The organism is Paenibacillus sp. D9 (assembly GCF_001188365.1).
Lineage (GTDB): Bacteria > Bacillota > Bacilli > Paenibacillales > Paenibacillaceae > Paenibacillus_O > Paenibacillus_O humicus.
Window position 1 is genome coordinate 4376251 of sequence record NZ_JZEJ01000001.1, and the last position, 19866, is coordinate 4396116.

Annotated in this window: 28 protein-coding genes; all 28 read left to right on the forward strand. The window is 54.0% G+C overall.

The window, feature by feature from the left end; all coding sequences use genetic code 11:
• Nucleotides 1-26 precede the first annotated feature (26 nt).
• The 28 genes from rpoC (at nucleotide 27) to secY (ending at nucleotide 19787) form a co-directional block, all read left to right on the forward strand.
• Entirely contained in the window at nucleotides 27-3656 is a 3630-nt protein-coding gene (gene rpoC / locus VE23_RS19595; protein WP_048743623.1) for a DNA-directed RNA polymerase subunit beta', read from the forward strand.
• Nucleotides 3657-3872: 216 nt separating this feature from the next.
• On the forward strand, nucleotides 3873-4103 hold the full coding sequence (locus tag VE23_RS19600; RefSeq protein ID WP_048743622.1) for a ribosomal L7Ae/L30e/S12e/Gadd45 family protein: 231 nt from the start codon (nucleotides 3873-3875) through the stop codon (nucleotides 4101-4103).
• 159 nt (nucleotides 4104-4262) lie between these two features.
• Complete coding sequence (gene rpsL / locus VE23_RS19605) at nucleotides 4263-4682, forward strand: 30S ribosomal protein S12 (protein WP_048743621.1); 420 nt, start codon at nucleotides 4263-4265, stop codon at nucleotides 4680-4682.
• Nucleotides 4683-4735: 53 nt separating this feature from the next.
• Nucleotides 4736-5206 (forward strand): 30S ribosomal protein S7, encoded by a 471-nt coding sequence (gene rpsG / locus VE23_RS19610; protein ID WP_048743619.1) that lies wholly within the window; start codon nucleotides 4736-4738, stop codon nucleotides 5204-5206.
• 35 nt (nucleotides 5207-5241) lie between these two features.
• Entirely contained in the window at nucleotides 5242-7317 is a 2076-nt protein-coding gene (fusA, locus tag VE23_RS19615; RefSeq protein ID WP_048743618.1) for an elongation factor G, read from the forward strand.
• Between the two features lie 97 nt (nucleotides 7318-7414).
• Nucleotides 7415-8605 carry an elongation factor Tu gene (tuf, locus tag VE23_RS19620; protein ID WP_021878333.1) on the forward strand — a complete coding sequence of 397 codons (1191 nt, stop codon included), beginning with the start codon at nucleotides 7415-7417 and terminating at the stop codon, nucleotides 8603-8605.
• 510 nt (nucleotides 8606-9115) lie between these two features.
• Nucleotides 9116-9424, forward strand: a complete 309-nt coding sequence (gene rpsJ, locus VE23_RS19625; RefSeq protein ID WP_017692074.1) for a 30S ribosomal protein S10 — start codon at nucleotides 9116-9118, stop codon at nucleotides 9422-9424.
• A gap of 47 nt (nucleotides 9425-9471) precedes the next feature.
• Nucleotides 9472-10095: a 50S ribosomal protein L3 gene (gene rplC / locus VE23_RS19630; protein WP_021878331.1), complete on the forward strand. Its 624-nt coding sequence runs from the start codon at nucleotides 9472-9474 to the stop codon at nucleotides 10093-10095.
• Nucleotides 10096-10125: 30 nt separating this feature from the next.
• Nucleotides 10126-10749 carry a 50S ribosomal protein L4 gene (gene rplD, locus VE23_RS19635; RefSeq protein WP_021878330.1) on the forward strand — a complete coding sequence of 208 codons (624 nt, stop codon included), beginning with the start codon at nucleotides 10126-10128 and terminating at the stop codon, nucleotides 10747-10749.
• On the forward strand, nucleotides 10749-11039 hold the full coding sequence (rplW, locus tag VE23_RS19640) for a 50S ribosomal protein L23 (protein ID WP_021878329.1): 291 nt from the start codon (nucleotides 10749-10751) through the stop codon (nucleotides 11037-11039). The genes rplD and rplW overlap by 1 nt, the downstream gene beginning before the upstream one ends.
• Nucleotides 11040-11065: 26 nt before the next feature.
• Nucleotides 11066-11896, forward strand: a complete 831-nt coding sequence (gene rplB / locus VE23_RS19645; protein ID WP_021878328.1) for a 50S ribosomal protein L2 — start codon at nucleotides 11066-11068, stop codon at nucleotides 11894-11896.
• Nucleotides 11897-11967: 71 nt separating this feature from the next.
• Nucleotides 11968-12246, forward strand: a complete 279-nt coding sequence (gene rpsS, locus VE23_RS19650; RefSeq protein WP_021878327.1) for a 30S ribosomal protein S19 — start codon at nucleotides 11968-11970, stop codon at nucleotides 12244-12246.
• A gap of 49 nt (nucleotides 12247-12295) precedes the next feature.
• Nucleotides 12296-12631 carry a 50S ribosomal protein L22 gene (rplV, locus tag VE23_RS19655; protein WP_021878326.1) on the forward strand — a complete coding sequence of 112 codons (336 nt, stop codon included), beginning with the start codon at nucleotides 12296-12298 and terminating at the stop codon, nucleotides 12629-12631.
• Nucleotides 12632-12644: 13 nt separating this feature from the next.
• Entirely contained in the window at nucleotides 12645-13310 is a 666-nt protein-coding gene (gene rpsC / locus VE23_RS19660; RefSeq protein ID WP_021878325.1) for a 30S ribosomal protein S3, read from the forward strand.
• Between the two features lie 2 nt (nucleotides 13311-13312).
• The gene (gene rplP, locus VE23_RS19665; RefSeq protein ID WP_048743604.1) at nucleotides 13313-13747 is read left to right on the forward strand and encodes a 50S ribosomal protein L16; all 435 of its coding nucleotides are present in this window, start codon (nucleotides 13313-13315) and stop codon (nucleotides 13745-13747) included.
• Nucleotides 13737-13937: a 50S ribosomal protein L29 gene (gene rpmC / locus VE23_RS19670; protein WP_048743602.1), complete on the forward strand. Its 201-nt coding sequence runs from the start codon at nucleotides 13737-13739 to the stop codon at nucleotides 13935-13937. The genes rplP and rpmC overlap by 11 nt, the downstream gene beginning before the upstream one ends.
• A 46-nt stretch (nucleotides 13938-13983) precedes the next feature.
• Nucleotides 13984-14247: a 30S ribosomal protein S17 gene (gene rpsQ, locus VE23_RS19675; RefSeq protein WP_021878322.1), complete on the forward strand. Its 264-nt coding sequence runs from the start codon at nucleotides 13984-13986 to the stop codon at nucleotides 14245-14247.
• 38 nt (nucleotides 14248-14285) lie between these two features.
• Nucleotides 14286-14654 (forward strand): 50S ribosomal protein L14, encoded by a 369-nt coding sequence (gene rplN, locus VE23_RS19680; protein WP_048743599.1) that lies wholly within the window; start codon nucleotides 14286-14288, stop codon nucleotides 14652-14654.
• 49 nt (nucleotides 14655-14703) lie between these two features.
• The gene (gene rplX, locus VE23_RS19685) at nucleotides 14704-15057 is read left to right on the forward strand and encodes a 50S ribosomal protein L24 (RefSeq protein ID WP_021878320.1); all 354 of its coding nucleotides are present in this window, start codon (nucleotides 14704-14706) and stop codon (nucleotides 15055-15057) included.
• A gap of 31 nt (nucleotides 15058-15088) precedes the next feature.
• A complete protein-coding gene (gene rplE / locus VE23_RS19690; RefSeq protein WP_021878319.1) occupies nucleotides 15089-15631 on the forward strand; it encodes a 50S ribosomal protein L5 in 543 nt (180 codons plus the stop codon).
• Between the two features lie 27 nt (nucleotides 15632-15658).
• Nucleotides 15659-15844 (forward strand): type Z 30S ribosomal protein S14, encoded by a 186-nt coding sequence (locus VE23_RS26065; protein WP_010348808.1) that lies wholly within the window; start codon nucleotides 15659-15661, stop codon nucleotides 15842-15844.
• A 31-nt stretch (nucleotides 15845-15875) separates the two neighbouring features.
• Nucleotides 15876-16274 (forward strand): 30S ribosomal protein S8, encoded by a 399-nt coding sequence (gene rpsH / locus VE23_RS19695; RefSeq protein ID WP_021878317.1) that lies wholly within the window; start codon nucleotides 15876-15878, stop codon nucleotides 16272-16274.
• Between the two features lie 30 nt (nucleotides 16275-16304).
• The gene (gene rplF / locus VE23_RS19700) at nucleotides 16305-16847 is read left to right on the forward strand and encodes a 50S ribosomal protein L6 (protein ID WP_049868848.1); all 543 of its coding nucleotides are present in this window, start codon (nucleotides 16305-16307) and stop codon (nucleotides 16845-16847) included.
• 59 nt (nucleotides 16848-16906) lie between these two features.
• Entirely contained in the window at nucleotides 16907-17275 is a 369-nt protein-coding gene (rplR, locus tag VE23_RS19705) for a 50S ribosomal protein L18 (RefSeq protein ID WP_048743594.1), read from the forward strand.
• A gap of 20 nt (nucleotides 17276-17295) precedes the next feature.
• Nucleotides 17296-17796: a 30S ribosomal protein S5 gene (gene rpsE, locus VE23_RS19710; protein ID WP_048743592.1), complete on the forward strand. Its 501-nt coding sequence runs from the start codon at nucleotides 17296-17298 to the stop codon at nucleotides 17794-17796.
• 13 nt (nucleotides 17797-17809) lie between these two features.
• Nucleotides 17810-17989: a 50S ribosomal protein L30 gene (gene rpmD, locus VE23_RS19715; RefSeq protein WP_021878313.1), complete on the forward strand. Its 180-nt coding sequence runs from the start codon at nucleotides 17810-17812 to the stop codon at nucleotides 17987-17989.
• A 58-nt stretch (nucleotides 17990-18047) separates the two neighbouring features.
• Entirely contained in the window at nucleotides 18048-18488 is a 441-nt protein-coding gene (rplO, locus tag VE23_RS19720; protein WP_048743590.1) for a 50S ribosomal protein L15, read from the forward strand.
• Nucleotides 18489-19787: a preprotein translocase subunit SecY gene (gene secY / locus VE23_RS19725; RefSeq protein ID WP_021878311.1), complete on the forward strand. Its 1299-nt coding sequence runs from the start codon at nucleotides 18489-18491 to the stop codon at nucleotides 19785-19787.
• Nucleotides 19788-19866 lie beyond the last annotated feature (79 nt).

Here is a 19866-nt window from a genome sequence, read left to right on the forward strand (position 1 = left end):
ATACTTGAACTAAGGAGGGTTGCTCCTTGTTGGATGTGAACAACTTCGAGTACATGAAGATCGGCCTTGCATCGCCGGAGAAGATTCGCTCTTGGTCCCGCGGAGAAGTCAAGAAGCCGGAGACCATTAACTATAGGACGCTCAAGCCGGAGAAGGAAGGGCTCTTCTGCGAGAAGATCTTTGGCCCGACCAAGGATTGGGAATGCCACTGCGGCAAGTACAAGCGCGTCCGCTACAAAGGCGTCGTCTGCGACCGCTGCGGCGTTGAAGTCACCCGTGCCAAAGTGCGCCGCGAGCGCATGGGACACATCGAGCTTGCCGCTCCTGTCTCCCATATCTGGTACTTCAAAGGAATTCCTAGCCGGATGGGGCTGGCTCTCGACATGTCGCCCCGCTCGCTCGAGGAAATCATCTACTTTGCAAGCTATGTCGTGACGGATCCGGGCGAAACCCCGCTGGAGAAAAAGCAGCTTCTGTCCGAGAAGGAATACCGCAGCTACCGCGAGAAATACGGCTACGGCTTCCAAGCCGGCATGGGCGCTGAAGCCGTCAAGAAGCTTCTTCAGGACATCGACGTCGAGCGCGAGCTGGATCAGCTCAAGGAAGAGCTGCGCACGGCCCAAGGCCAGCGCCGCAACCGCGCCATCAAGCGTCTCGAGGTCATCGAGGCGTTCCGCCATTCCGGCAACAAGCCGGATTGGATGATCCTCGACGTGCTCCCGGTCATTCCGCCGGAGCTTCGTCCGATGGTTCAGCTGGACGGCGGACGCTTCGCGACTTCCGACCTCAACGACCTGTACCGCCGCGTCATCAACCGCAACAACCGTCTGAAGCGCCTGCTCGATCTCGGCGCTCCCGACATCATCGTGCAAAATGAGAAGCGCATGCTGCAGGAAGCCGTCGACGCCCTCATCGACAACGGCCGCCGCGGCCGTCCGGTTACGGGTCCCGGCAATCGTCCCCTGAAATCCCTCAGCCATATGCTGAAGGGCAAGCAGGGCCGTTTCCGCCAGAACCTTCTCGGCAAGCGCGTCGACTACTCCGGCCGTTCCGTTATCGTTGTCGGACCGAGCCTGAAGATGTACCAATGCGGCCTTCCGAAGGAAATGGCGCTGGAGCTCTTCAAGCCGTTCGTCATGAAGGAACTGGTCAACAAGGGCCTCGCCCACAACATCAAGAGCGCCAAGCGCAAAGTCGAACGAGTTAGCGCCGAAGTGTGGGACGTTCTTGAAGAAGTCATCAAGGAGCATCCGGTTCTGCTGAACCGCGCCCCTACGCTTCACAGACTCGGCATCCAGGCATTCGAGCCGATCCTTGTCGAAGGACGCGCCATCAAGCTTCACCCGCTCGTATGTACGGCCTACAACGCCGACTTCGACGGCGACCAGATGGCCGTTCACGTTCCGCTGTCCGCGGAAGCGCAGGCGGAAGCCCGCCTTCTGATGCTGGCGGCAGGCAACATCCTCAACCCTAAGGACGGCAAGCCGGTCGTAACTCCGTCCCAGGATATGGTCCTCGGCTCCTTCTATCTGACGATGGACAACAAGGAAGCGCAAGGATCCGGCTCTGTCTTCGGCTCCGTCAACGAAGCCGTCTCCGCTTACCAGCGGGGCATCGTGTCGCTGCATGCGCGCATCTTCATTCCGGCGAAGGTCCTCAAGAAGGATGCCTTCACGGACCAGCAGAACAGCTCGCTCATCTCGACGACGGTCGGCAAAGTCATCTTCAACGAGATCTTCCCGAGCTCGTTCCCTTACATCAACGAGGCGACCAAGACCAACTTGATGGACGGAACGCCGGATAAATATTTCGTGTACGAAAAAGGCGCGGACCTGAACTCCTTCCTGGACAACGTGCCGCAAATGGGCGCTGTCGGCAAGGAATACCTCGGTCTTCTGATCGCGGAATGCTTCCGCCAGTACCACACGACCAAGACGTCGGTCATCCTTGACAAGATCAAGGAGCTCGGATTCACGTACTCGACCCGCGCGGGCATCACGGTAGCCGTCTCCGACGTCATCGTGCCGCCGGAGAAGGAAGAGATCCTGAAGCAGTCCGACGAGAAGGTCAAAGTCGTGACGAACCAATACCGTCGCGGCCTGATCACCAACGAAGAACGTTATGACCGCGTCATCGAGATCTGGAGCAAGACTAAAGACCAAATTACGGAAATCCTCATGAAATCGATGGACCGCTACAATTCCATCATGCTCATGGTGGATTCCAAGGCGCGGGGTAACAAATCGCAGATCACCCAGCTGGGCGGCATGCGGGGTCTGATGGCCAACCCATCCGGCCGCATCATCGAGCTCCCGATCAAGTCGAACTTCCGTGAAGGCCTGACGGTACTCGAGTACTACATCTCGACTCACGGCGCGCGTAAAGGTCTTGCCGATACCGCCCTCCGTACAGCCGACTCCGGTTACCTGACCCGCCGTCTCGTCGACGTCGCCCAGGACGTTATCGTCCGCGAGGACGATTGCGGCACGGACAAAGGCATCACGGTGGCCAAGATCCAGGACGGCAAGGAAGTCATCGAGGATCTGTACGACCGCATCGAGGGCCGCTATTCCTTCGAGACGATCCGTCATCCGCAGACGGGAGAAGTCATCGTTGCCCGCAACGATCTCATCGACGCCGAGAAGGCCGATGCGATCGTCGATGCAGGCGTAGAGAAGCTTCAGATCCGTTCGGTACTGAGCTGCCGCGCCCGTCACGGCGTCTGCAAGATCTGCTACGGCCGCAACCTGGCGACAGGCAAGCATGTAGAGATCGGCGAAGCCGTAGGCATCATCGCGGCCCAATCGATCGGCGAGCCGGGAACCCAGCTCACCATGCGTACCTTCCATACCGGCGGCGTTGCCGGCGACGACATCACGCAAGGTCTGCCGCGTATCCAGGAGCTCTTCGAGGCGCGTAACCCTAAAGGCCAAGCGATCATCAGCGAACTGGACGGCGTCGTGAAGAGCATTCGCGAAACGAAAGACCGCCGTGAGATTGAAGTTCAAGGCGAAGCCGAATCCAAAGTGTATCCGGTCAGCTACGGTTCCCGGATCCGCGTCATCGAAGGCCAGCATCTGGAAGCCGGCGACGAGCTGACGGACGGCTCCATCGATCCGAAGGAAATGCTGCGCATCAAAGGCATCCGCGGGGTACAGAACTACATCCTGCAGGAAGTTCAGCGCGTTTACCGGAACCAGGGCGTAGAAATCAATGACAAGCACGTCGAAGTCATGATCAAGCAGATGCTGCGCAAAATCCGTATCGTCGATGCCGGCGACACGAAGCTTCTGCCTGGCGCGTTCGTCGATGTGCACGAATACGAAGCAGCCAACCGCGAAGTGCTTCTTTCCGGCCGCGAGCCGGCAGTCGCCAAACCGGTCCTGCTCGGCATCACCAAGGCTTCCCTGGAGACGGATTCGTTCCTTTCCGCGGCATCCTTCCAGGAAACGACCCGCGTCCTGACCGACGCTGCCATCAAAGGCAAGGTCGACCAGCTGCTCGGCCTCAAGGAGAACGTCATCATCGGCAAGCTGATTCCTGCCGGTACGGGCATGAACCGTTACCGCAGCATCCGCTTCGTCGGCCAAGAGGACGAACTCGAGACCGCAGCGGCGGAAGCCGAGCTCAGCGAGACGGTTCCGGTCGAATCCTAACAATTCAACCGGAAATCTTCGGAGCCTTGCAATACCGCTCCACATCAGCAGCTGCCCGGCCTTCGGGCGGCTGCTCTTTTATGGGCGTGCTCTTTGAACCGGAATATCTTTTGAGCAAATGGACAAGCCCATCTTGACATGGGGATAAGTCTAGTGCTACTATATCGAAGTGTGCCTGTGAGTGGATTTCTGTGCTTAAGCAAGGATGGTGAATCCATGGCTTACAAGATTGGCACGAAGCAGACGACCAAGACCGTTGAATCAGGCAAGGCGATTCACGTCTATGTAGCCAGAGACGCTGATGACAGGCTGACCGGCGCTATCGTCGAGTTATGCGGAAGAATGAGCGTGCCAGTGACTTGGACGGAGACGATGACCGATCTCGGAGAGCAATGCGGGATTGACGTCGGAGCCGCGATGGCAGCAATGGTTGGAGATGAAGAGTAGGACGTTGTTTTTGCCGGTAAGGTTCGGATTTTTCCGCTCAATACGTCAGGCAAAAACTTTTGTTTGTCCAAAGATGAACCGCCTGGATCTGTGGGCTTAAATAATGAGCGTCAATCAGTTCAGCGTTTCATGAATTATGGGAAGGGGGTGGCAACCGACATGCCAACAATCAACCAACTGGTCCGCAAGGGCCGTCAAGCAAAAGTGGTCAAGTCCAAATCGCCAGCACTGCAGCGGGGATTCAATGCCCTGAAGCGTGAGGCTACGGAAATCAGCGCTCCGCAAAAACGCGGTGTCTGCACTCGCGTAGGCACGATGACTCCGAAGAAGCCTAACTCCGCACTTCGCAAATACGCTCGTGTTCGTCTGACGAACCGCGTAGAGGTTACGGCTTACATTCCGGGTATCGGACACAACCTGCAAGAGCACAGCGTCGTTCTGATCCGCGGCGGACGTGTAAAAGACCTTCCGGGCGTACGTTACCATATCGTTCGCGGTGCATTGGATACGGCTGGCGTCAACAACCGTATGCAAGCTCGTTCCAAATATGGCGCGAAGCGTCCTAAAGTTAAAAAGTAAGACTTTTATAAACTTCAACTTATTAGATACTGAGGGAAAGGGGGACTTGCTACATGCCACGTAAAGGTCCTGTAACAAAACGCGACGTACTGCCGGATCCTATCTACAACAGCAAGCTCGTTACACGTCTCATCAACCGCATCATGATCGACGGCAAGCGCGGCGTTGCCGCAACACTGCTGTATGATGCCTTCAAACTGATTCAAGAGCGCTCCGGCAAAGATCCGATGGAAGTGTTCGAAGCAGCCCTGAAGAACATCATGCCTGTACTGGAAGTTAAAGCCCGCCGTGTAGGCGGCGCCAACTACCAGGTGCCGATCGAAGTTAAACCTGAGCGCCGTACCGCGCTTGGTCTCCGTTGGCTCGTGAACTACTCGCGTAACCGCGGGGAGAAAACGATGGAAGAGCGTCTTGCAGCTGAAATTCTCGACGCATCCAACAACACGGGCGCTTCCGTTAAAAAACGCGAAGACACGCACAAAATGGCGGAAGCCAACAAAGCATTCGCTCACTACCGCTGGTAGGATTCTAGCAGTACAATTTGAAGGGAGACATTCCAATGGCAAGAGAGTTCTCCTTGGCAAATACGCGTAACATCGGGATTATGGCGCATATCGATGCGGGTAAAACCACCACGACCGAACGGATCCTGTTCTACACAGGCCGTACCCACAAAATCGGCGAAGTGCACGAAGGTGCAGCGACGATGGACTGGATGGAGCAAGAGCAGGAGCGCGGCATCACGATTACGTCTGCCGCGACGACCGCTCAGTGGAAGGGCAACCGCATCAATATTATCGACACCCCGGGACACGTTGACTTCACCGTAGAAGTTGAACGTTCCCTGCGCGTATTGGACGGGGCAGTTGGTGTTTTCAGTGCAAAGGAAGGCGTTGAGCCTCAGTCCGAAACTGTATGGCGCCAGGCTGACCGCTACAACGTTCCCCGGATTGCCTACATCAACAAAATGGACATCATCGGCGCGGACTTCCTGAATGTCATCAAAGACATGCGCGATCGTCTGCAAGCCAATGCTGTCGCGATTCAACTGCCGATTGGCGCCGAGAATGATTTTGTCGGCGTAATCGATCTCGTTGAACGTGTTGCCTACAAATACAAAGACGACCTCGGAAAAGATCCTGAGCAAGTCGAAATTCCTGCCGAGCTGGCTGATCAAGCCGAAGAGCTCCGCGCAGAGCTGGTCGAGAAAGTGGCCGAGCTGGACGAAGAACTCATGATGAAGTATCTGGAAGGCGAAGAAATCACCATTCCAGAACTCAAAGCGGCGCTCCGCAAGGGCGTTGTCGAAGTGAAGATCTTCCCCGTCATCGCTGGCTCCTCGTACCGCAACAAAGGCGTTCAAATGATGCTGGATGCAGTCGTTGACTATCTGCCGGCTCCAATCGACGTTCCTGCTATCAAGGGTACCCTTGAGGATGGTACGGAGACGACCCGCGAATCTTCCGACGAAGCGCCGTTCTCGGCTCTCGCATTCAAAATCATGACGGATCCTTTCGTCGGCAAGCTGACCTTCTTCCGCGTTTACTCCGGCGTTCTGAACTCCGGTTCTTACGTTGTGAACGCAACGAAGGGCAAGCGCGAGCGCGTCGGCCGTATTCTTCAAATGCATGCGAACAGCCGTCAAGAGATCAGCTCGGTATACTCCGGCGACATCGCCGCTGCAGTAGGCCTGAAGGATACGACGACTGGCGATACGCTGTGCGACGAGAAGAATCCGGTCATCCTCGAATCCATGAACTTCCCTGAGCCGGTTATCCAGCTTGCGGTTGAGCCTAAGACCAAGGCTGACCAAGACAAGATGGGTATCGCTCTGCAGAAGCTTTCGGAAGAGGATCCGACGTTCCGTGCTCATACGGACGAAGAAACGGGACAAACGATCATCGCAGGCATGGGTGAGCTTCACCTTGAAATCCTCGTTGACCGCATGCTCCGCGAATTCAAAGTAGAGACGAACGTTGGTAAACCGCAAGTTGCTTACCGTGAGACGTTCCGTCAAGCGGCTAAGGTCGAAGGCAAGTTCGTTCGCCAATCCGGCGGTCGGGGCCAGTTCGGCCACGTGTGGATCGAATTCGAACCACTCGAGCCGGGCAGCGGCTTTATCTTCGAGAACAAAGTCGTCGGCGGCGTCGTACCTCGTGAATTCATCGGCCCAACTCAAGCGGGTATCGAAGAGTCCATGAAAAATGGTGTCATCGCAGGCTTCCCGCTGGTCGACATCAAAGCTACGATCGTCGACGGATCCTATCATGACGTCGACTCCTCGGAGATGGCGTTCAAGATTGCGGGCTCCATGGCCCTCAAGGCTGCGAAAGACAAGTGTAAACCTGTCATTCTCGAGCCGATCATGAAGGTCGAAGTCACGATTCCAGAAGAGTACATGGGCGACGTCATGGGCATGCTGAACTCCCGTCGCGGACGCATCGAAGGCATGGATTCGCGCGCTGGCGCGCAAATCGTTCGTGCCAAGGTGCCTCTCGCCGAGATGTTCGGATATTCCACGACACTTCGCTCCGGTACCCAAGGTCGCGGCGTGTTCTCCATGGAACTCTCCCACTACGAAGAAGTTCCGAAATCGATCCAAGAAGAGATTGTTTCCAAGAGCAAATCGGAGTAATCTCTATATAGGTTCGCTGTGACAGGCGAAGAGCCGCTTGCGGCGTTCGTCTGTCACCTAACATAAACTTTCCTGACCTTAAGGAGGATTAAGTTCAATGGCAAAAGCTAAATTTGAACGTAATAAACCGCACGTTAACATCGGTACGATCGGTCACGTCGACCATGGTAAAACGACGCTGACGGCTGCCATCACGACTGTTCTTTCCAAAAAATACGGCGGCGTAGCTACGGCTTTCGACCAAATCGACAAAGCTCCAGAAGAGCGCGAGCGCGGTATCACGATCTCCACGGCTCACGTTGAGTACGAAACGCCTAACCGTCACTATGCACACGTTGACTGCCCAGGCCACGCCGACTATGTTAAAAACATGATCACCGGCGCAGCTCAAATGGACGGCGCGATCCTGGTTGTATCCGCAGCTGACGGCCCTATGCCGCAAACGCGCGAGCACATCCTGCTCTCCCGCCAAGTAGGCGTGCCTTACATCGTCGTATTCCTGAACAAATGCGACATGGTTGAAGACGAAGAGCTCCTCGAGCTGGTTGAGATGGAAGTTCGCGACCTTCTTAACGAGTATGAGTTCCCAGGCGACGACACTCCAATCATCCGCGGCGCTGCTCGTGAAGCTCTGCAAAACCCAGACGGTCCTTGGGCTGACAAAATCATCGAGCTCTTCGAGCAAGTTGATACGTACATCCCGACTCCAGAGCGCGACACGGCTAAGCCTTTCCTTATGCCTGTCGAGGACGTGTTCACGATCACGGGCCGTGGTACGGTTGCAACTGGCCGTATCGACCGTGGCGTAGTCAAAGTCTCCGACGAAGTTGAAATCATCGGTCTGGCTGAAGAATCCCGCAAATCCGTCGTTACGGGCGTGGAAATGTTCCGCAAGCTGATGGACTCCGCTCAAGCGGGCGACAACATCGGCGCACTGCTTCGCGGTGTTGACCGTAAAGACATCGAGCGTGGACAAGTTCTGGCTAAACCGGGTTCGGTTAAGCCGCACACGAACTTCACGGCTCAAATCTACGTCCTGACTAAAGAAGAGGGCGGACGTCACAAGCCTTTCTTCACAGGCTACCGTCCACAGTTTTACTTCCGTACAACGGACGTAACGGGCATCATCAACCTGCCTGAAGGTACGGAAATGGTTATGCCTGGCGACAACATCACGGTTACCGTTGAACTGATCGCTCCAATCGCTATCGAAGAAGGAACTCGCTTCTCGATCCGCGAAGGCGGCCGTACGGTAGGCGCTGGCGCCGTAGCATCCATCCAAAAATAATGATCCTGCAGCACTAGCTGCGGATCGGACAAGCCCTCGCTTCGGCGGGGGCTTTTTTGTATTCATTTTTAATTTGTATTCGTATCCTTCGCACTGGTTCTGAGATGAAACGGCTGTAAAAAGGAATAGGGCGGTGAGTTGGCTACTACAACCTTTATGGCCATAGATGGCCGTTGATTACGCCTCTCCATTTATATAGAAGAAACGCAATCGACTCTCTCCATTCCAGGGAGGAATCCAATCATCCGAATCTCGTATACGTCCTAATTCTTCAACGATAAAAACAGCCTGCAGGAGGCTTTTTCGAGCAAAAGAAGATAACATGAGCGCAAGCCTATTTACATGTTGCATTAGCATGTGTGACGTGATAAAATATTGTCTGTTGGTCTGTGACGTTGCGATGATGCGGGAGGTTGCTGACACACCCGGCTCCTTTGCCATGGAGCATGTGTAAGGAGTTCACGCGGAGTATGTCCGATACTAAATTGGGCGATAGAAGGAGGGACTTATATGGCAAAGCAAAAGATTCGTATTCGCTTGAAAGCATACGATCACCGCATTCTTGATCAGTCTGCAGAGAAAATCGTTGAAACTGCAAAACGTTCCGGGGCAGGCGTTTCCGGTCCGATTCCGCTTCCGACGGAAAAGCAAATCATCACCATTCTCCGTGCAGTACACAAGTACAAGGATTCGCGCGAGCAATTCGAACAGCGTACGCATAAGCGTCTGATCGATATTGTGAACCCGACTCCGCAAACGGTCGATGCTCTGATGCGCCTGGACCTGCCGTCCGGTGTAGATATCGAAATCAAACTGTAAGTTATCCACAAGCGTAAGCTAATGTGAGAACGAAATGAGGTGTCAACATGAAGGGTATCTTAGGTAAAAAGCTCGGAATGACGCAAGTGTTCACAGCTGAGGGTAATGTCGTGCCAGTCACGGTTATCGAAGCCGGCCCATGCGTCGTCCTGCAAAAGAAAGACCAAGAAAATGATGGCTACGAAGCTGTTCAGCTCGGTTTCTCTGACAAAAAAGAGAATAACGCCAACAAGCCGCAAGTCGGCCATGCCAAAAAAGCCAATACGGCTCCTAAGCGCTACGTTCGTGAGATTCGTGGCATCAGCCTGGGCGAATACGAAGTTGGCCAAGAAATCAAAGCTGACCTGTTCGCTGAAGGCGAGTTCGTTGACGTGACGGGCGTATCCAAAGGCAAAGGCTTCCAAGGCGTTATCAAACGCTGGGGACAAAGCCGCGGCCCTATGGCGCACGGTTCGCGTTACCACCGCGGTCCTGGTTCGATGGGTTCCATCCAAGCGAACCGCGTACCTAAAGGCAAACGCCTTCCGGGACATATGGGCCATGAGACGATTACGATTCAGAAGCTTGAAGTCGTACGCGTCGATGCTGAACGCAACGTACTGCTCGTTAAAGGCTCCATTCCGGGTCCTAAAAACAGCTTCGTTAAAATCAAACAAACGGTGAAGAAATAACTCGCCGCCTGAAGAAAGGAGGAACAAGCTATGCCTAAAGTAGATGTGGTAAATGTGAGCGGCGCAAAAGTCGGCGACATCGAGCTCTCCGAGCATGTCTTCGGCATCGAGCCTAACACTCACGTACTGCATAGCGCAGTTTTGCTGCAACAAGCAGCCGAGCGCGCTGGCACGCACAAAACCAAAGGACGCTCCGAAGTTCGCGGCGGTGGCCGCAAACCTTGGAAGCAAAAAGGAACCGGACGCGCGCGTCAAGGCTCCATCCGCTCCCCGCAATGGGTTGGCGGCGGTACGGTATTCGGACCGACTCCGCGCAGCTACAGCTTCAAACTGCCACGCAAAGTTCGTCGTCTGGCTATTCGTTCGGCACTGTCTTCCAAAGTCATCGCTAGCGAGCTGATCGTTCTCGATCAACTGAGCTTCGCAGCTCCGAAGACAAAGGAATTCCAAGCCGTTCTGAACAACCTCAAAGTAGGCCGCAAAGCGCTCGTCGTTACGGCTGAATTCGAGAACAACGTGGCTCTGTCCGCCCGCAACATTCCTGGTGTGAAGTTCGTCGCAGCCTCGGGCATCAATGTTCTGGATGTGCTGTCGCATGACCAACTCATCATCACCAAGGATGCGGTCGAGAAAGTACAGGAGGTGCTTGCGTAATGAAAGATCCACGCGATATTATCAAGCGCCCGGTTATCACGGAACAGACAACTGAGCTCATGGGCGCAAAACGCTATGTGTTCGAAGTTGACATCCGTGCCAACAAAACGGAAATCAAAGCTGCCATCGAGCAGATCTTCAGCGTTAAGGTGACGAACGTGAACACGCTTCGCGTGCCAGCCAAGCCTAAGCGCTACGGCCGTCATTCCGGATACACGTCCGAATGGAAGAAAGCCTTCGTTCAACTGAGCGAAGACAGCAAAGAGCTGGAATTCTTCGAGTCGGTCTAACCTGACAAGATAAGGAGGGAAACAAAGTGCCTATCAAGAAGTACAAACCGACTTCCCCGGCTCGCCGCCACATGTCGGTCTCGACATTCGAAGAGATCACAACAAACGTGCCGGAGAAATCGCTCCTGGCGCCGCTTTTCAAAAAAGCCGGCCGGAACAACCAGGGTAAAATCACGGTTCGTCACCACGGCGGCGGACACAAGCGCAAATACCGCGTCATCGACTTCAAGCGGACCAAAGACGGCATCGAAGGCCGCGTAGCGACGATCGAATACGATCCGAACCGTACTTCGAACATCGCTCTGATCAACTACGTCGATGGCGAGAAGCGCTACATCATCGCGCCTAAAGGCCTTAAAGTCGGCGATGCGATCGTTTCCGGTCCATCCGCAGACATCAAAGTGGGCAACGCGCTTCCACTGGAAAACATTCCAGTCGGTACGCTTATCCACAACATCGAGCTGAAGCCTGGCAAAGGTGGACAACTTGTTCGCGCAGCCGGCACGGAAGCTCAACTTCTCGGCAAAGAGGAATCCTACGTGGTTATCCGTCTTAGCTCCGGTGAAGTGCGCCGCATCCTGAAAACTTGCCGTGCAACGATCGGTTCTGTGGGCAACGAGGATCACGAGCTCGTGAAAATCGGTAAAGCCGGCCGTTCCCGTTGGCTGGGCAAGCGTCCTGAAGTTCGCGGCGTTGTCATGAACCCTAACGATCATCCTCACGGTGGTGGTGAAGGCCGCGCTCCAATCGGACGCAAGTCGCCTATGTCTCCATGGGGCAAACCAACCCTTGGTGCCAAAACGCGCAAGAAGAAGAAAGCATCGAGCCAATATATTATTCGTCGCCGTACGAAATAATAACCGCTTGAGCGATTGTGCGTGACGTAAGTACGTCACGCTAACGCTTCGAGGAAGGGAGGAGCAGATCCATGGGTCGTAGTTTGAAAAAAGGTCCTTTCATCGACGGGTACCTGCTGAAGAAAGTTGAAGAACTGAATGCAGCGAACAAGAAAACGGTGATCAAAACCTGGTCCCGCCGTTCCACCATCTTCCCGCAATTCATCGGACACACGCTGGCTGTTTATGACGGCCGCAAGCACGTGCCGGTATACGTGACGGAAGACATGGTTGGACACAAGTTCGGTGAATTCGCGCCGACTCGTACCTACAAAGGTCACGACGACGACAAAAAAACGGGCAGACGTTAAGTTGCGTTGCCCTTTCCATACCATCGCTGTTTGAGAGGAGGTACCTGTCATGGCAGAAGCTAAAGCACATGCTAACCAAGTGCGCATTGCACCGCGCAAAGCTCAGCTCGTTGTTGACCTGATCCGCGGCAAGCAAGTTGGCGAGGCGATCGCAATCCTGCGCCACACTCCGCGCTCCGCATCCCCGATCGTGGAAAAACTTCTGAACTCTGCAATTGCGAACGCCGAGCATAACTACCAGCTCGACGTGAACAAACTGGTCGTATCCCAGGTATTCGTTAACCAAGGGCCGACTATGAAACGGTTTATGCCGCGCGCTATGGGCCGCGCAAGCCGCATCAACAAGCGCACCAGCCACATTACGCTGGTCGTATCTGAAAAATAAGGAGGGATAACGAGTGGGTCAAAAGGTAAATCCGGTTGGTCTTCGCATCGGGGTCATCCGGGATTGGGAATCCAAATGGTACGCCGGTAAAGATTTCGGCGATCTTCTGATGGAAGACGTTCGAGTTCGCGAATTCCTCAAAGGCAAGCTGAAAGACGCTGCTGTGTCCCGCATCGAGATCGAGCGCGCGTCCAATCGCGTGAACGTCACGATCAACACCGCGAAGCCAGGCATGGTCATCGGCAAGGGCGGTTCTGAAGTTGAGAACCTTCGCAACGAGCTGACTCGCCTGACGAACGGCAAAAAGGTTCACATCAACATCTCCGAAATCAAACAAGCCGATCTGGACGCAACGCTCGTTGCCGAAAGCATCGCACAACAGCTTGAGCGCCGGACTTCGTTCCGCCGCGCGATGAAGCAAGCTCTGCAGCGCTCGATGCGCGCAGGCGCAAAAGGAATCAAAACTTCTGTCAGCGGTCGCCTCGGCGGCGCCGAGATCGCTCGTCAAGAAGGATACAGCGAAGGAACCGTGCCGCTTCATACGCTGCGCGCCGATATCGACTACGGCACAGCTGAAGCACATACGACTTACGGCCGCATCGGCGTAAAAGTATGGATCTACCGCGGTGAAATCCTTCCTGTGAAGAAGAAAGCAGCCGTCCAGGAAGGAGGCAACTAATCATGTTGGTACCTAAACGCGTCAAACACCGCAAAGAACAACGCGGACATATGAAAGGCCGCGCTAAAGGCGGCACGGAAGTTCACTTCGGTGAATTCGGCCTTCAAGCGCTTGAGCCTGGTTGGGTCACGAACCGTCAGATCGAATCCGCTCGTATCGCCATGACCCGTTACATCAAACGTGGCGGTAAAGTTTGGATCAAGATCTTCCCTTCCAAGCCGATCACCCAAAAGCCTCTCGAGGTCCGGATGGGTAGCGGTAAAGGTAACGTGGAGAAATGGGTTTCCGTCGTTAAACCGGGCAAAGTGATGTTTGAACTTGCCGGCGTATCCGAGGAAATCGCGCGCGAAGCATTGCGCCTTGCGGCCCACAAGCTCCCGGTTAAAACGAAGTTTGTGAAACGCGAAGAAGTGGGTGGTGAAGCAAATGAAAGCTAATGAATTCCGCAACCTGACCACTGACGAGCTGAACCAAAAGGTTGCCGGCTTTAAAGAAGAGCTGTTCAACCTCCGCTTCCAACTGGCTACCGGCCAATTGGATAATCCAACCCGCATCAGCGCGGTACGGAAAGAAATCGCACGTGCCAAAACGGTACTGCGCCAAAGAGAACTGGGAATCAGCAGCTAATTCAGCCCTGTGCCTGAACGGCCCAGCCTGAGGAAGGAGGAAGAACATGAGCGAACGCAACAACCGCAAAGTTCAGATTGGCAAAGTGGTCAGCGACAAAATGGATAAAACGATCGTGGTGGCTGTAGAAACCTACAAAAAACATGATCTGTACCATAAACGCATCAAATACACGAAGAAATTCAAAGCCCATGATGAAAACAACACTGCGAAAATCGGTGATACGGTTAAAATCATGGAAACTCGTCCGCTGTCGAAAGACAAGCGTTGGAGACTGGTTCAAGTCGTCGAAGAAGCCGTTGTACTTTAAGACGATTCGGCCATCATGACTGAAAGGAGGACATTTCAATGATTCAACCTTTTACACGCCTTGCGGTTGCTGACAACTCTGGCGCAAAGGAACTGATGTGTATCCGCGTTCTGGGTGGTACGGGACGTCGCGTAGGACACATCGGCGATCTGATCGTCTGCTCTGTCAAACAAGCAACACCCGGTGGCGTTGTCAAAAAAGGCGATGTAGTCAAAGCGGTTATCGTGCGCACGAAGCGTACAGTTCGCCGTAAGGACGGTTCCTACATCGCATTCGACGAGAATGCAGCAGTCATCGTGAAGGAAGACAAGAGCCCGCGCGGTACCCGTATCTTCGGACCAGTTGCCCGTGAGCTTCGTGAGAAAGACTTCATGAAGATCGTATCGCTTGCACCGGAAGTTATCTAATTAACGCCCTGGCGGCGTGATTGAAGTCAAGGAGCAGGAGGTGTAACACATGCCAAAGGTTAAAAAAGTTCTGGAATCCCACAACAACAAGCTGCACGTGAAGAAAGACGATACCGTTATCGTCATCACGGGCAAGGATAAAGGCAAAAAAGGCCGCGTCATCGCAGCTTACCCTCGTGAGAACCGTGTCCTGATCGAAGGCGTTAACATGGTGAAGAAGCATACGCGTCCTTCCCAAGCGAACCCGCAGGGCGGCATCCTCGAGCAGGAAGCTCCGATCCACGTTTCCAACGTGATGCACGTAGATCCGAAGAGCGGCAAAGTAACGCGAATCGGCTACAAAGTGCTTGATAACGGCAAAAAAGTCCGCGTAGCTAAGCGCTCCGGCGAAGTTATCGACTAATTACTCTTTACGGAAAGGAGGACCCTTTACCATGGCAGCAAGAATGAAAGATCGTTTTCTGAATGAAATCACTCCTGCTCTGATGCAGAAGTTCAGCTACCAGACGGTGATGCAAGTGCCGAAGATCGAGAAGGTCGTCATCAACATGGGCGTAGGCGAAGCTGTTGCCAACTCCAAAGTGCTTGACGTCGCTGTCGAAGATCTCCGCCTCATCTCCGGTCAAAAACCGGTAATCACGCGTGCGAAGAAGTCCATCGCTGGCTTCAAGCTTCGTGAAAATATGCCGATCGGGGTTAAAGTTACACTGCGCGGTGACCGCATGTACTACTTCCTCGACAAGCTGTTCAACGTTGCCCTGCCTCGCGTACGCGACTTCCGCGGCGTATCGACCAAAGCTTTCGACGGTCGCGGCAACTACACCCTTGGCCTTAAAGAGCAGCTGATCTTCCCGGAGATCGAATACGATAAAGTCGATAAAGTCCGCGGTATGGACGTCGTTATCGTAACGACGGCTCAATCGGACGAAGAATCTCGTGAGCTGCTGACCCAACTGGGAATGCCGTTCGCGAAGTAATCGCGAATCAGGAGGTGTAATACCAAAGTGGCAAAAACTTCGATGAAAGTTAAGCAGCAACGCGCTCCGAAGTTCAAAGTCCGCGCCTACACTCGTTGCGAGCGTTGCGGACGTCCGCACTCGGTTCTGCAAAAGTTTAAAATTTGCCGGATTTGTTTCCGTGAATTAGCATACAAAGGCCAGATCCCTGGCGTCAAAAAAGCCAGCTGGTAATCAGCTTTAGTCGGGAAGGAGGTACACAAGAATGGTTATGTCTGATCCGATCGCAGATATGCTTACCCGTATCCGCAACGCGAATCTTGTTCGTCATGAAACCGTTGAAATGCCCGCTTCGAAAATCAAGAAGCAAATCGCTGATATTCTCAAGCGCGAGGGCTTCATTCGTGACGCTGAATATATCGAGGACAGCAAGCAAGGGATGATCCGTATTTTCCTGAAATACGGCTCCAACAACGAGCGTGTCATTACTGGTCTGAAACGTATCAGTAAGCCCGGCCTGCGAGTTTACACGAAATCCAACGAGGTTCCGCGCGTACTCGGCGGTCTCGGAATCGCGATTATCTCCACATCCAAGGGAGTTATGACCGACAAAGAAGCACGTCAAGGCAAAGCTGGCGGCGAAGTCGTCTGCTACGTCTGGTAATAAATCGCCACAACGATAGGAGGTGCAACAATGTCCCGTATTGGTCGCAAACCGATTACCGTCCCTAGCGGCGTGAATGTTTCCCTGGACGAAACGGTGATCACGGTAAAAGGACCGAAAGGTTCCCTTAGCCGTCCGGTTCACAAAGATATCAAAGTCAACTTGGAAGAAGGCACGATCCTCGTAGAACGTCCTTCCGACAACAAGCTGCACCGCTCCCTGCACGGCACGACCCGCAGCATCATCGCGAACATGGTCAGCGGTGTAACGGATGGATTCTCCAAGAATCTTGAGCTGGTAGGCGTTGGTTACCGCGCTAGCAAATCCGGCGAGAAAGTCGTCCTCAACGTCGGCTACTCCCACCCGGTTGAAATCGTGCCTGCTGACGGCATCGAGTTCGAAGTGATCGGTAACAACAAAATCACGGTCCGCGGCATCGACAAAGAGCTTGTCGGCGCAACGGCTGCGAAAATCCGCTCCGTACGCGAGCCAGAGCCATACAAAGGCAAAGGCATCAAGTACGAAGGCGAGCGCATTATCCGCAAAGAAGGCAAAGCCGGTAAGAAAAAATAAGCATAAGGCTATGCTTATTGGTATAGAGGTTCATCTATTCAAGAAGGGAGGATCCCTCAATGATCACCAAAGGCGACAAAAACAAAGCCCGTCTGAAACGCCACCTGCGCGTGCGCAAGAAAATCAACGGCACTGTAGCGCGTCCTCGGCTTTCCGTTTACCGCTCCTCCAAGCACATCTACGCTCAGCTGATCGACGATGTGGCTGGAGTAACGATCGCGTCCGCATCTACGCTGGACAAAGAGCTTGCTGAGAAAGTGAACAACGGCGGCAACGTCGAATCCGCTAAGCTCGTAGGCGAACTGATCGCTAAGCGTGCGAAGGATAAAGGCCATGAGAGCGTCGTATTCGACCGTGGAGGCTACCTGTACCATGGACGGATTCAAGCACTGGCTGATGCAGCCCGTGAAGCGGGTCTCCAATTCTAACTAAAAGGAGGTAAATCGACTTGCGTATTGATGCAAATGCGTTGGGTGAACTGACCGAAAAGGTTGTCCACATCAACCGCGTAGCAAAAGTAGTTAAAGGCGGACGCCGCTTCAGCTTCAGCGCCCTGGTCGTTGTCGGAGACGGCAAAGGACATGTAGGCGCTGGTATCGGCAAAGCAGCTGAAGTACCTGAAGCCATTCGCAAAGGTATTGAGGATGCCAAGAAAAACCTGATCTCTGTTCCTCTCGTGAACACGACGATCCCGCACTTGGTGCTCGGCCACTTCGGCGCTGGCGAAGTTCTTCTCAAGCCAGCATCCCAAGGTACCGGCGTTATCGCCGGCGGCCCTGTGCGTGCAGTACTGGAACTGGCAGGTGTCGGCGACATCCTGACCAAATCCCTCGGTTCTTCCAACTCCATGAACATGGTTAACGCAACGCTCGAAGGCCTTTCCCGCCTGAAACGCGCTGAAGATGTTGCCAAGCTTCGCGGAAAAACTGTCGAAGAGCTCTTGGGTTAAGGAGGGGAACACGATGGCTAAATTGCAAGTAACCCTCGTCCGCAGTCTGATCGGCCGCAACGAGAAGCAGCGCGCAACGGTCGCTTCGCTCGGTCTTCGCAAAATTCGCCAGACGGTTGTCCTTAACGACAGCCCCGCTATCCGCGGCATGGTGACTACGGTTAACCACCTGGTTAAAGTAGAAGAAGTATAAGAGCGAGCAAATCGCTATCCATAGACTTTCAAAGAGCAACAAGGAGGTGCAACGAACGATGAAATTGCATGATCTTAAACCAGCTGAAGGTTCCCGCAAGAGCCCGTTCCGTAAAGGACGCGGTATCGGTAGCGGCAACGGCAAAACGGCGGGCAAAGGCCATAAAGGTCAAAATGCCCGTTCCGGCGGCGGCGTGCGTCCTGGATTCGAGGGCGGTCAAAACCCGCTGTATCGTCGTCTGCCTAAGCGTGGTTTCAACAATCCATTCCGCAAAGAGTACGCGATTGTCAACATCGAAGAGTTGAATGTATTTGAAGCTGGCTCCGAAGTAACTCCTGAAGTTCTCGTTGAGAAGGGCATCATCAAAAACCCTCTCGCAGGAATCAAGATTCTCGGCAATGGCGAAGTAACGGTTCAACTTACGGTTAAAGCAAGCAAGTTCTCTCAATCTGCGGTAGAGAAGATCCAGGCTGCCGGCGGTCAAACCGAGGTGATCTAATTGTTCAAGACGGTTTCAAACATTTGGAAAGTGGAAGACCTTCGCAAGAGGATCCTCTTTACCCTTTTCATTTTGCTTGTATACCGCATCGGTTCCTTCATTCCGGTGCCCAACATCGACAAGAGCGTCTTCACAAGCAATAACCAAGGTTCGGATCTGTTCGGTTTGCTGAACACGTTCACGGGCGGCGCGCTCTTCAAATTCTCGATCTTCGCGATCGGAATCATGCCGTACATCACGGCATCGATCATCGTGCAGCTGCTTTCCATGGATGTCATTCCGCGCTTCGCAGAATGGGCCAAGGAAGGCGAGAACGGCAAACGGAAACTGGCGCAGATTACGCGCTATGGTACCATTGTGTTGGGTCTTGTTCAGGGCTTTGCCACGGCAGTAGGCTTCAATCGTCTCACTAACATGGAACTGGTTCAAAATCCGGGCTTCGCTACCTATGCGATGATCGCCGTCATCCTGACGGCCGGTACAGCCTTCCTCATGTGGTTGGGCGAGCAGATTACGGAGCGCGGCATCGGCAACGGCATCTCGGTAATTATCTTCGCGGGTATTATCGCAGCCATGCCGGGCCACATCGGGAAGATCTACACGACTTACTTCGTAGATCAGCCTGGTGAAGTATTCATGGGCGTGCTGAAGGTTCTGGCCATTCTGATTGTGGTTCTGGCCGTGCTCGTCGGCGTCATCTTCGTCCAACAGGGCATCCGCAAGATTCCTGTCCAATACGCCAAGCGTGTTGTAGGACGCAAGATGTACGGCGGACAATCGACGCATATTCCGCTGAAGGTCAATGGCGCAGGGGTTATCCCGGTCATCTTCGCGGTATCGCTGCTGATGTTCCCGTCGACGATCGCTCAGTTCTGGTCCGGCCACAGCTGGGCTCAATGGATCATCAACCACCTGAGCTACGACAAGGCGCTCGGCATGGTGATCTATGTTATACTGATTATCGGCTTCACCTTCTTCTACACCTTCGTGCAGATCAACCCTGTACAGATGGCGGATCAAATGAAGAAGAACGGCGGCTATATCCCAGGCGTTCGCCCGGGCAAACCGACCTCGACCTACATTACGCGCGTCATGTCCCGCATAACCCTCTTCGGAGCTCTGTTCCTGGCGGTTATCTCGCTGATGCCGATACTGTTCGGATCCTTGGCCGGCTTGGATCGTTCGATTCAGCTTGGCGGTACTTCGCTGCTGATCGTCATCGGCGTCGCTCTCGACACGATGAAGCAGATCGAAACCCAATTGATCAAGCGTCACTACAAAGGGTTTATCAATAAATAACACTGGGCTTCGAACGGGCGGCTTGCTGGCTCCAGCTGGAGGTAGTGGTCAGCCCGCGCGTGCCTATTGTGCTTAAAGC